This is a genomic window from Cypionkella sp. TWP1-2-1b2 (genome assembly GCF_049896245.1).
Lineage (GTDB): Bacteria > Pseudomonadota > Alphaproteobacteria > Rhodobacterales > Rhodobacteraceae > Cypionkella.
The window spans coordinates 22,575-32,719 of record NZ_JAFCTX010000043.1; the positions used below are offsets into that span (position 1 = coordinate 22,575).

Annotated in this window: 11 protein-coding genes, 1 tRNA gene and 1 riboswitch; of the genes, 8 read left to right on the forward strand and 4 right to left on the reverse strand. The window is 62.1% G+C overall.

The features are described from left to right. Positions 1 to 3 precede the first annotated feature (3 nt). A complete protein-coding gene (locus ACP7AP_RS20470; protein WP_426037196.1) occupies positions 4 to 318 on the forward strand; it encodes a glycine zipper domain-containing protein in 315 nt (104 codons plus the stop codon). Further along, positions 318 to 713 (forward strand): phage holin family protein, encoded by a 396-nt coding sequence (locus ACP7AP_RS20475; RefSeq protein WP_426037198.1) that lies wholly within the window; start codon positions 318 to 320, stop codon positions 711 to 713. Before ACP7AP_RS20470 ends, ACP7AP_RS20475 begins: the two co-directional genes overlap by 1 nt. A gap of 52 nt (positions 714 to 765) precedes the next feature. Here the strand turns inward: ACP7AP_RS20475 and ACP7AP_RS20480 are convergent, their stop codons facing one another. The 3 genes from ACP7AP_RS20480 to ACP7AP_RS20490 all read right to left on the reverse strand — a co-directional run bounded on the left by ACP7AP_RS20480 (position 766) and on the right by ACP7AP_RS20490 (position 3,617). Then, positions 766 to 1,857 carry a 2Fe-2S iron-sulfur cluster-binding protein gene (locus ACP7AP_RS20480; protein WP_426037200.1) on the reverse strand — a complete coding sequence of 364 codons (1,092 nt, stop codon included), beginning with the start codon at positions 1,855 to 1,857 and terminating at the stop codon, positions 766 to 768. 3 nt (positions 1,858 to 1,860) lie between these two features. Then, positions 1,861 to 3,099, reverse strand: coding sequence for an aromatic ring-hydroxylating oxygenase subunit alpha (locus ACP7AP_RS20485; protein ID WP_426037202.1), 1,239 nt, complete (start codon positions 3,097 to 3,099; stop codon positions 1,861 to 1,863). A 70-nt stretch (positions 3,100 to 3,169) separates the two neighbouring features. Continuing rightward, positions 3,170 to 3,369: riboswitch (cobalamin riboswitch) on the reverse strand. Positions 3,370 to 3,541: 172 nt separating this feature from the next. Then, positions 3,542 to 3,617 (reverse strand) — tRNA-Lys (locus ACP7AP_RS20490). Between the two features lie 96 nt (positions 3,618 to 3,713). Between ACP7AP_RS20490 and dapF the strand changes: the two genes are divergently transcribed. Next, a complete protein-coding gene (dapF, locus tag ACP7AP_RS20495; RefSeq protein ID WP_426037218.1) occupies positions 3,714 to 4,562 on the forward strand; it encodes a diaminopimelate epimerase in 849 nt (282 codons plus the stop codon). After that, positions 4,559 to 5,827: a tRNA (N(6)-L-threonylcarbamoyladenosine(37)-C(2))-methylthiotransferase MtaB gene (gene mtaB, locus ACP7AP_RS20500; RefSeq protein ID WP_426037204.1), complete on the forward strand. Its 1,269-nt coding sequence runs from the start codon at positions 4,559 to 4,561 to the stop codon at positions 5,825 to 5,827. Before dapF ends, mtaB begins: the two co-directional genes overlap by 4 nt. A 268-nt stretch (positions 5,828 to 6,095) precedes the next feature. Here mtaB and ACP7AP_RS20505 read toward each other — a convergent pair whose 3' ends face one another. Next, the gene (locus ACP7AP_RS20505) at positions 6,096 to 7,121 is read right to left on the reverse strand and encodes an NAD(P)/FAD-dependent oxidoreductase (RefSeq protein WP_426037206.1); all 1,026 of its coding nucleotides are present in this window, start codon (positions 7,119 to 7,121) and stop codon (positions 6,096 to 6,098) included. A 40-nt stretch (positions 7,122 to 7,161) separates the two neighbouring features. Between ACP7AP_RS20505 and mnmD the strand changes: the two genes are divergently transcribed. The 4 genes from mnmD to ACP7AP_RS20525 all read left to right on the forward strand — a co-directional run. Continuing rightward, positions 7,162 to 7,827: a tRNA (5-methylaminomethyl-2-thiouridine)(34)-methyltransferase MnmD gene (gene mnmD, locus ACP7AP_RS20510; protein ID WP_426037208.1), complete on the forward strand. Its 666-nt coding sequence runs from the start codon at positions 7,162 to 7,164 to the stop codon at positions 7,825 to 7,827. Next, the gene (locus ACP7AP_RS20515; protein WP_426037210.1) at positions 7,824 to 8,693 is read left to right on the forward strand and encodes a DMT family transporter; all 870 of its coding nucleotides are present in this window, start codon (positions 7,824 to 7,826) and stop codon (positions 8,691 to 8,693) included. The genes mnmD and ACP7AP_RS20515 overlap by 4 nt, the downstream gene beginning before the upstream one ends. After that, entirely contained in the window at positions 8,690 to 9,577 is an 888-nt protein-coding gene (locus ACP7AP_RS20520; RefSeq protein WP_426037212.1) for a DMT family transporter, read from the forward strand. Before ACP7AP_RS20515 ends, ACP7AP_RS20520 begins: the two co-directional genes overlap by 4 nt. Positions 9,578 to 9,672: 95 nt before the next feature. Further along, positions 9,673 to 10,145: TSUP family transporter (locus tag ACP7AP_RS20525; RefSeq protein ID WP_426037214.1), on the forward strand; the 473-nt coding region annotated here is incomplete at its 3' end.

The window sequence follows — 10,145 nt, forward strand, 5'->3', positions numbered from 1 at the left end:
GCCATGTCAAAACCCGATCCAGATCAAGACCTTGCCCGACTCGAATCCCAAATCGCCGCCCTGCGTGACGACATCGCGCATATTGTGACGACCTTGGGCGATCTCAGCCAGATCAGTGCGGAAACGCTGCGCGCCAGCCTCATCGCCCGTGCCGAAGCTTTGCGGCAAGACGGTGCGGCGCGGCTGGCAGACGTGGGCGGCAGCGCCGAGGCGAAACTGGCAGACCTGACCGAACATGCCCGCCGCAATCCATGGCAAGCTTTGGCGCTGGTGGGTGGGGTTGGCCTGCTTCTGGGTCTGCTCTGGGGGCGGCGCTGATGCTGGGCCTGATCAGCCTCGCCGCACGCCTCGCGCTGGCGCATGCGCTGCGCCGCACTGGGCAAGCCTCCGCTCTGTTCGCCGCCTCCGTCATCTTCGCGATCATCGCGCTGATCGGCTTTGCCGCCGCACTCTGGATCTGGCTGGCCCACCTGCTCGGCCCGATCCAAGCCGCCCTGCTGGTCGGAGGCTGTGGCCTTGTGTTGGCACTGATCTTCGCCCTGCTGGCCCGCGCCAAATTCCGCACCGCCAGCCCGCTGCAATCGCCCGCAGCCCAGGCCCTGCTGGCCGAGTTGAAAAGCCACAACGCCGAAGCCAGCCTGTTCACCCTGCTGGGGCCAGCGCTCGGGGTGGCACTTCTGGGCTTGTTTCTGGGCGGGAAACCGAAAGAATAAACAGCGCTTCTCTTGCCCGATGTGTTCGCAAACACATCGGGCAAGGGGTCACTTACACCGCCACCGAAACCCTGCCCATCGGATGCGAGCAACAGGCCAGAATATACCCCTCGGCAATATCGTCATCCGAGATGCCGCCGTTGTGCACCATATGCACATCGCCCGAGATCTTCTTCACCTTACAGGTCCCGCACAGCCCAAAGGTGCAGCCCGACGGGATGTTCAGCCCCGACCGCTTTGCCACCGCCAACACGGTATCCGTCTCACCACAGGCCGCCACCACGCCGCTGTCCGCAAATGTGATCTCTGCCACAGCCCCATCAACTGGCGTCACATCATCCAGCACCGGAGCCTCAGCCTCAGTCGACACCGCCAGCCCAAAGCTTTCTTGATGATAGCGCGCCATGTCATAGCCAAGGCTTTGCAACATCTCGCGCACCGCCTGCATGAACGGCTCGGGTCCGCAGCAGAACACTTCGCGGTCCAGATAATCCGGCGCCATCAGGCCCAGCATGATCTGGCTCAATCGCCCCCGGAACCCCGGCCAAGCCCGGAATGGATCGCTTTCCTCCACCGTAAAGCGCAACTGCAACCCCGGCACTCGATTGGCAAATTGCTCCAATCGCTCACGGAAGATGATCTCTGACGGGCGCTTGGCGGCATGGACAAACACGATGTCCGGCATCTGCCCCGAATCCCACGCCCAGGTCGTCATCGACATCATCGGCGTGATCCCCGACCCTGCCGAGATCATCAGATATTTCTGCGACGGGTGGCGATGAAAGCTGAAAATCCCCGCAGGCCCAAACGCCTTGATCTGCATCCCCGGTTTCAGATGATCCAGCATCCAGCGCGTGCCGACGCTCGTGCTTTGCGCCTTCACCGTAATGGTGATCGACAACGGCCGCGACGGCGACGATGACAAAGTATAGGTCCGCTGCACATTGCCCTTCGGCCCCACCTTTGGGTCTACCGGCAGATCGAGCGTGATGAACTGCCCCGGCTGATAGTCAAACCAAGCCCCGTTCGGCGCGCGGAAGGCAAAGGTGGCGGTGTCATCATTTTCCGGCACCACCATCGAACATTCCAGCATCTGGCTGTCGTTCCAAGGCTCGGTTGACCAGTTCGGACTTGTGTACGGCATGATCTACTCCGCCGCCATCGCGGGCTTGGGGGCCGTGCGTTCAGTCATGGTTTTGCAATACCAATCGACAAACTGGATAACGCCCTCTTCCTGAATCGTCGAATAGGGGCCGGGCTCGTAAGCAGGTGACAGAATACCCTTCTGGTTTTCCTCCACCACCTGACGATCCTCGTCATTGGTGTGCATCCACACGTCGGTCAAACGCTCCAGATCGTAATCCACGCCCTCAACCGCATCCTTATGCACCAGCCAAGTCGTCGTCACCTGCGTTTCGGTGGCCGAGATCGGCAGCACCCGGAACGTAATCGCATGATCGCCCAAGAAATGGTTCCAGGTGTTCGGATAGTGGTAAAACAACAGGCTACCCGCATCATTGAACGGCATCGTCCCCAAGCGCTTGGCCACCGCCGCTTTGGTGTCCATCGTGTAGCTTTCGGCATTGTTCAAAAGCGGCACCCGCGCCAACCGCCATTGCATCGCCGCATCATGAGTGAACCGAGACGGCAACCCCGCCGCCTCACACCGCGTCCAATGCGCCAAAATCTCGTCGCTGGCCTCATCCGGCCCATTCATCGCGCCGATCTTCGGATTGTCCGAAAATGTCCGGCACAACGACGGATGCGCACCGCCGCAATGATAACACTCGCGGTTGTTCTCAATCACCAGCTTCCAGTTGCCGTTCTCCACGATGGTCGATGAAAATGCTACCTTGGTATCCTTCAACCCCGAAGGTGCGAGATAGGTCATCGCCGTCTTCGCCAATTCCGCAATCGGCGGCGGCACTTGCGCGAGGCAAATGAAAACCATCCCACCCAGATCAACGCAATGCACCTTTTTCAACCCATGCTCTGCCGGGTTAAACCTTTCCTGCATATCCCGCGCATATTGCAGCTTGCCGTCCAGATCATAGGTCCACTGGTGATACGGGCAGACCAATTTCGGCCCCGAACCCGTCTCCTTGGCACACAACCTTTGCCCGCGATGCCGACACACATTATGAAACGCCCGGATCATCCCATCATTGCCGCGCGTCAACACCACCGGATAAGCCCCGACCTGCAAGGTCAGAAACGCCCCAGCCTTCGGCAACGTGACCGCAGGGGCCGCAAACAGCCACTCCCGGTAAAAGATCTGCGCGAGATCGGCGTTATAGACGCCCTCATCGCAATAAAGCGCATGGCTCAGCGCATAATCCTTACGGCGCGCGCCCAATTCAGCGTGGATTTCGGCGGGATTCAACATATGGCACCTCGTAGGTCCGCGCCTCCCGCGGGGACAGTTGCATTGGCGGACCGGAGCATTCCGGCCGGGCTGGTCGTCTCGGTGCAAGGCTGGTTTCCGGGCTGCGAAACTGGGCCAAATTGCCCCGCCGTGACACCTTCCCAGAGCATATGCCCCAGTGGCCTCCTGTCACAGCTTAAGTTTCCTCACCGTTGCGGGGGCAGCGCCGGCATTGCACCGGCTTCCCAATTCTCCATGCTTGCGAATGGCACCTTGCCGCTTCAATAAACACGGCTTTCTGAGTCGCGATAGATCATTTGCGACCTCTCTGCACACACCAAAGACGCCGCCGCTTTTCCCTGCAAATCAAAGCCCCAACGCCTGATTCGCGGGCGACCCAAGCACACCCAACCCCCGAAAATACCAAAGGCCCAACCGTTTCCGGTCGGGCCTTAAGGTGTGGTGGTGAGCCGGACGGGACTCGAACCCATGACCCGCTGATTAAAAGTCAGCTGCTCTACCAACTGAGCTACCGGCCCACAACTGTCGCGCTGATTAGGGTGCGGGCCGGATAGGGTCAAGAGACAAAACGCGTGGCTCTGGCAAAAAGCTGCGCTGCGGCGTATAGGCAGGCGATGGAAAACGCCGCCAACAGCCCGAAAAACCCAAGCGCCATTGCCTTCATGAAGATGCATGGCGCAGGAAATGACTTTGTGATCATCGACTCGCGGGGCCGCGAGGCGGTGGTAACGTCCAAGCTGGCGCAAGCCTTGGGCGATCGTCACCGGGGCACCGGCTTTGACCAACTGGCCGAGATCCGCGATTCGCAAACCGCCGATTTCGCTTTGGATTTCTGGAACAGCGACGGCAGCCGCGCCGGCGCCTGCGGCAACGCCACCCGCTGCGTGTCTGATTACATGATGAACGAACTTGCCCGTGACACGCTGACCCTAACCACCGAACGCGGCCAACTCCACGCAATCCGCCTTCCAGATGGCCGCGTCTCGGTCAACATGGGCCACCCGCAACTGGAATGGTCCGAAATCCCGCTGTCGCACGCGGTCGATACCCTGAACCTCCCCCTCCTCGGCAACCCCGCCGCCATCGGCATGGGCAACCCACACTGCGTGTTCTTCGTCGCTGATGCCGAAACGGTCAACCTGACCGTTGAGGGCCCCGGCACCGAGCATCACGACCTGTTCCCGCAGCGCACGAATGTAGAATTTGCCCATCTGATCGCCCCCGACCACCTGCGGATGCGGGTGTGGGAGCGTGGCGCAGGCGTCACCCTCGCCTGCGGCTCTGGCACCTGCGCCACCGTGGTCGCCGCCCACCTGCGCGGCCTCACCGGGCGCTCTGTCACCGTCGAGGCTGACGGTGGCACCCTGCACGTCGATTGGCGCGAGGATGGCGTTTGGCTCACCGGCCCCACCGCACATATCTTCAACGGCACCCTGACACCCGCCTTTCTGGCCACCCTATGAACGCCCCGATCTCAAAGCCCCCGATCTTCGCCACCCTCGGCTGCCGCCTCAACGCTTACGAGACTGAGGCGATGAAAGAACTCGCCGCAGCCGCAGGCATTGAAGGTGCTGTGGTGATAAACACCTGCGCCGTCACCGCCGAAGCCGTGCGCAAAGCCAAACAGGAAATCCGCAAACTCGCCCGCGAAAACCCCGGCGCGCAGATCATCGTCACCGGATGCGCCGCCCAGACCGAGCCCGAAACCTTCGCCGCCATGGCCGAGGTCACCAAAGTCATCGGCAATACCGAGAAAATGCAAGCGGCAACGTGGGCCAGCCTCAAAGCCCCCGACCTGATTGGCATCACCGAAAAGGTGCAGGTCGATGACATCATGTCGGTGAAAGAAACCGCAGGCCACCTGATCGACGGCTTCGGCCGCCACCGCGCCTATGTCCAAGTGCAAAACGGCTGCGACCACCGCTGCACCTTCTGCATCATCCCCTTTGGGCGCGGCAATTCCCGCTCCGTCCCCGCTGGCGTGGTGATCGAGCAGATCAAACGCCTCGTCGACAAAGGCTTCAACGAAGTCGTCCTCACCGGAGTCGATCTCACCTCATGGGGCGCAGACCTCCCCGCCCAGCAGCGCCTCGGCGATCTCGTCATGCGCATCCTGCGCCTTATCCCCGACCTGCCCCGCCTGCGGATCAGCTCCATCGACAGCATTGAGGCCGACGACACCCTGATGGCGGCCATCGCCACCGAGTCCCGCCTGATGCCCCACCTGCACCTATCCTTACAAGCAGGTGACGACATGATCCTGAAACGCATGAAGCGCCGCCATCTGCGTGACGACGCCATCCGCTTTTGTGAAGACGCCAAAAAACTCCGCCCCGACATGATCTTCGGTGCCGACATCATCGCAGGCTTCCCAACTGAGTCCGAAGATATGTTCGCCAATTCCCTAAAACTGGTCGAAGACTGCAACCTAACCTTCCTGCACGTCTTCCCCTTCAGCCCCCGCAAAGGCACCCCCGCCGCCCGTATGCCGCAACTGCAAGGCCCCGAGATCAAATCCCGCGCCGCGCGACTCCGCGCCGTCGGAGACGCCGCTTTGCAGCTGCATCTGCGCGGCCAAATCGGCCAATCCCACCGCATCCTGCTCGAAGGTCCCCGCATGGGTCGCACCGAGCAATTCACCGAGGTCGCCTTTGCGGCAGACCACCCCGAAGGCCAAATCCTCACCGCCACCATTCGTGGCACCAAAGGCGCGCGCCTGCTGGCCTAAGGAGCGGTGGGTTGAAAACCCACCCCACGGCTTTCCTGCAATGCTCCGCTCTGCATAGGATGTCAGATGCCTCCGGCGGGGATATTTGAGCAGAGAGGATGACCAAGATCTCCAGCCCCTCACAATTTCACATTGGCCTAAATATCCCCGCCGGAGGCTTCTCCAGTCCCGGCAGGCCAAACGCCCAAAAGTAAACGCAAAGTTAACAACCCTAACCTAACCCCTTGATCCCAAATAGCCCCAGCCCCTGTCCACGCGTGGACACGCCTCAAATCCGAAACCCCTCCGGGATCAAATCCCGCCCCTCCAACACCAGATCCACCATCACCTCCGCCACCTTGGGGGCCATGCCAAAGCCAATCTTGAACCCGCCATTGGCGACAAAATGCCCCGCCCGCCCCGGCCAAGCCCCCAACAACGGCGCGCGAGACTTCGCCCGCGGCCGCACCCCCGCCCATCTCTCTACCACCTCAGCCCCCGCCAGCACCGGCAAAGCGGCCACCGCCCGCGCGTGCAAATCCTCCACCTGACGATCGACGCCCAGATGATCCCAAACCGCCTCAGACGTAGACCCCACCGCCACCGTCCCATCGACATGTGGCACCACATGCAGCCCATCGACAAACAACTGCGGCAACTCTTCCGCCGGATAGCGCAGCAAAATCGCCTGCCCCTTCACTCCGCCGCCGACAACCCGCCCCAAATCCAAACCTAAGCTGGCCAACCCCGCCAACCCAGTCGCCCAAACCACCGGACCGACCTCCTCCGCCTCGCCCACCACAACCTCCCCCCCCGCACCCTCAATCGCCACCACTAAAGCCGCACAGGCCATCCGAGGCTGCACCCGCGCGCTCAAAGTATCCTCAACCAGCCATCCCGACGGGCTGAAAGGCTCCCACGCCAATCCCGTCGCAGGAACAACACGCCAAACCGCCTCGCCCCGCCACAACCCTTCCGCCGACACCCCACGCGCCCGCGCCAATTCCACAGCAGCCGCATCCGCCAAAGGCTGCAACCGTCCAACCCTTCCATAGCCCGACACCAACCCCGACGCTGCCTCCACCGCCCCCCACCAGTCCGCAGCCATCAGCAAACTGTCCAACTGAAACGCCTTCTTGCCGTTCCAGCTTTCCGGCACATGCGGGCTAAGCGCCCCGACTACACCGCCCGAAGATCCCGCCCCCACCCCAACCGCCTCAATCACCCGCACGCACGCACCCCGCCGCGCCGCCTCCCATGCCACCGAAAGCCCGAAAATCCCTGCCCCTCGCACCGTCAGATCTACCCTTGCCATTCCAACCTACCTTGCCCATGGTCCGCCCGACCAAGGGCATATGACAATGACCACCTCCCCACAATCTGCCCTAAGCTGGCAAGACGGCGTGATCCCCGTCTCGACCCGCTTCGACGACCCGTATTTCTCCAAAAACGACGGCCTGTCCGAAACCCGCCACGTTTTCTTGGCTGGCAACGACCTGCCCGCCCGCCTGACCCCCGGTTTTCACGTCGCTGAACTGGGCTTCGGCACCGGCTTGAACCTGCTGGCCCTGTCGCTGATCACAAAAACCTCCACCCGCTTCACAAGTTTTGAGGCCTTCCCCCTCGCGTCAGCAGACATCGCCCGCGCGCTGGATCACTTCCCCGAAGCCCGCGCCGTGGCCGACCCCTTACTGACTGCATGGTCCAACGGCCAAACCAGTTTCCATCTCGGCAACATCCAAGTCGAAATCATCCTGGGCGACGCCCGCGACACCCTCGCGAAATGGCCCCACAAAGCCGACGCATGGTTCCTCGACGGCTTCTCGCCCGCAAAAAACCCCGAACTCTGGTCGCCAGACATCCTGGCGCAAGTCGCCCGCCACACCGCCACAAACGGCACCTTCGCCACCTACACCGCCGCAGGCCATGTCCGTCGCGCCTTGCAAGACGCTGGCTTCCAAGTAGAACGCCGCCCCGGCCATGGCCGCAAAAAGCACATGTCCGCAGGAACGCTGAAATGAACAACCGCAAAGGCATCCTGCTGATGATCGCCGCCATCGCGGCCTTCGCGGTGCAAGACGCTCTGTCGCGGCTACTGGCGGGCCAATACAACACGCTGATGGTGGTGATGATCCGCTATTGGGTGTTTGCCGCCTTCGTGATCACCCTGGCCCTGCGCCGTCCCGAGGGCCTCCGCGCTGCCCTGCGTTCTCGCCGCCCCATAGCCCAAGCGCTCCGCGCCACCCTGCTGGTGGTGGAAATCTGCGTCATGGTCTACGCCTACACCCTGATCGGCCTGATCAACGCCCACGCGGTGTTCGCGGTCTGCCCGCTGATCGTCGTTGCCCTCTCCGGCCCGATCTTGGGCGAGAAACTGACATGGCAACGCTGGGCCACCGTCGGCATTGGCCTGATCGGCGTGCTGATCATCCTGCGCCCCGGCCAAGGCGTGTTCTCTTGGGCCGCCCTCCTCCCCCTGATCACCGCCCTGTTCTTCGCCGCCTACAGCGTGCTGACCCGCCTCACCGCGCGGGACGAGGCGTTTTTCCCCAGCTTCTTCTGGCCCGCCTTCCTCGGGGCCATCATGATGACCGCCCTAGGCCTGCCGCAATGGCAACCGATCCAAGCCCAAGACTGGCCGATCTTCGCCACCTATGCCGTGATCTCAATCCTCTCCAACTGGCTGTTGCAGAAAACCTACGAAGTGGCCGAGGCCTCTGCCGTGCAACCCTTCGCCTATCTGCATTTCGTGTTCATCGCCCTCTTAGGCATCACCTTCTTCGATGAACACCTCGCCCTGCCCGTGCTGATCGGTGCTGCCCTGATCATCGCCGCAGGCATCTACTCGCTGTGGCAGACCCGTGCGGCCCCCAAGGTATCCCCATGAAAACCGAACAAAATCTGAAACTCGGCATCTGGCTGATGGTCGCCAGCACCGTGGTGTTCGCGCTGCAAGACGGCATCTCGCGGCACTTGGGCGGCTCTTACAACGTCTATATGGTGGTGATGATCCGGTTCTGGGTGTTCGCCGCCTTCGTCATAGCCCTAGCCGCCCGCAGTCCCGGCGGCATCCGTGCCGCCACCCGCACAAGCTTCCCCGCCCAGCAAATCACCCGCGGCGTGATCCTGGTGGCCGAGGTCTGCGCCATGGTCTTCGCCTTCATCAATCTGGGCCTGATCCAAAGCCACGCGGTCTTCGCCTGCTACCCCTTGCTGGTCGCCGCCCTCTCTGGCCCGGTCTTGGGCGAGAAAGTCGGCTGGCGGCGCTGGACCGCCATCGCCATCGGCTTTGCGGGCGTGCTGATTATCTTAGAACCGGGCTTTGCCGTGTTCTCACCTTGGGCGCTGATCCCCTTCATCAGCGCCTTCATGTTCGCGCTTTACGGATTGCTCACCCGCTTTGTCGCCCGCAAAGACCCTGCCTCGGTGTCGTTCTTCTGGACAGGCGTAGTCGGCGCCGCCGCAATGACCCCGATTGGCCTGTGGCATTGGCAACCGATGCTGCCCGCCGATTGGCTCTGGATGGGTGCCCTCTGCTGCACCGCGATCATGGGGCATTGGCTGCTGATCAAAGCCTATGCCGTGGCCGAGGCCTCCGCCGTGCAGCCCTTCGCCTACCTGCAACTGATGTTCATCGCCCTACTCGGCGTGTCCCTGTTCGGCGAGACCCTGCGCCCCAACGTCGCCATCGGAGCCTGCGTCGTCGTCGCCGCCGGCCTGTTCACCCTCTGGCGTCAACGCGTGAAACAACAAGAACCGCCGCAGGTCTGAAGCCTCCGCCTCACCACACGCCACGCCGCCCCGGACCCGATCCGGGGCCTCAAATCAGCTTGCCAGCCGAAATATCCGCCCATACACATCGCCCTATGACAAACCCATCAACACCCCCCGAGCAACGCAACCTACCCTTCGCTTTTGGCGGTGGCGCGATCATCGGCACGCTTGGCGGCCTGATCGGTCTGGGTGGGGCAGAGTTTCGCCTGCCGCTGCTGATCGGCGCGTTCCGCTTTCGCGCCTTAGAGGCAGTGATCCTGAACAAAGCGATGAGCCTTGTGGTCGTCGCCACCGCCCTGCCGTTTCGCGTAAGCACCGTGCCGTTTGACCAAGTTGCCGCACATTGGCCGATCATCGTGAACCTGTTAGCAGGCAGTCTGGCAGGGGCATGGTGTGGCGCAGGATGGGCGACACGGCTCAAGTCTGAGACGCTCTACAAGGTCATCGCCTCTAGAGCAAGTCGCCGTTCATATGATTCAGGCTTCCCATCTTGGACGGTTTCTGATTCCCTGATCTTTCCAGATATAGGGGATCGAGATGGGCAAATCACATCCTATGGAGCTTC

Bases quoted from the DNA above. Each gene is read 5' to 3' on its own strand.
- ACP7AP_RS20470 (WP_426037196.1), top strand. From the start codon at position 4: ATGTCAAAACCCGATCCAGATCAAGACCTTGCCCGACTCGAATCCCAA.
- ACP7AP_RS20475 (WP_426037198.1), top strand. From the start codon at position 318: ATGCTGGGCCTGATCAGCCTCGCCGCACGCCTCGCGCTGGCGCATGCG.
- ACP7AP_RS20480 (WP_426037200.1), bottom strand. From the start codon at position 1,857: ATGCCGTACACAAGTCCGAACTGGTCAACCGAGCCTTGGAACGACAGC.
- ACP7AP_RS20485 (WP_426037202.1), bottom strand. From the start codon at position 3,099: ATGTTGAATCCCGCCGAAATCCACGCTGAATTGGGCGCGCGCCGTAAG.
- dapF (WP_426037218.1), top strand. From the start codon at position 3,714: ATGGAAAACGCCGCCAACAGCCCGAAAAACCCAAGCGCCATTGCCTTC.
- mtaB (WP_426037204.1), top strand. From the start codon at position 4,559: ATGAACGCCCCGATCTCAAAGCCCCCGATCTTCGCCACCCTCGGCTGC.
- ACP7AP_RS20505 (WP_426037206.1), bottom strand. From the start codon at position 7,121: ATGGCAAGGGTAGATCTGACGGTGCGAGGGGCAGGGATTTTCGGGCTT.
- mnmD (WP_426037208.1), top strand. From the start codon at position 7,162: ATGACAATGACCACCTCCCCACAATCTGCCCTAAGCTGGCAAGACGGC.
- ACP7AP_RS20515 (WP_426037210.1), top strand. From the start codon at position 7,824: ATGAACAACCGCAAAGGCATCCTGCTGATGATCGCCGCCATCGCGGCC.
- ACP7AP_RS20520 (WP_426037212.1), top strand. From the start codon at position 8,690: ATGAAAACCGAACAAAATCTGAAACTCGGCATCTGGCTGATGGTCGCC.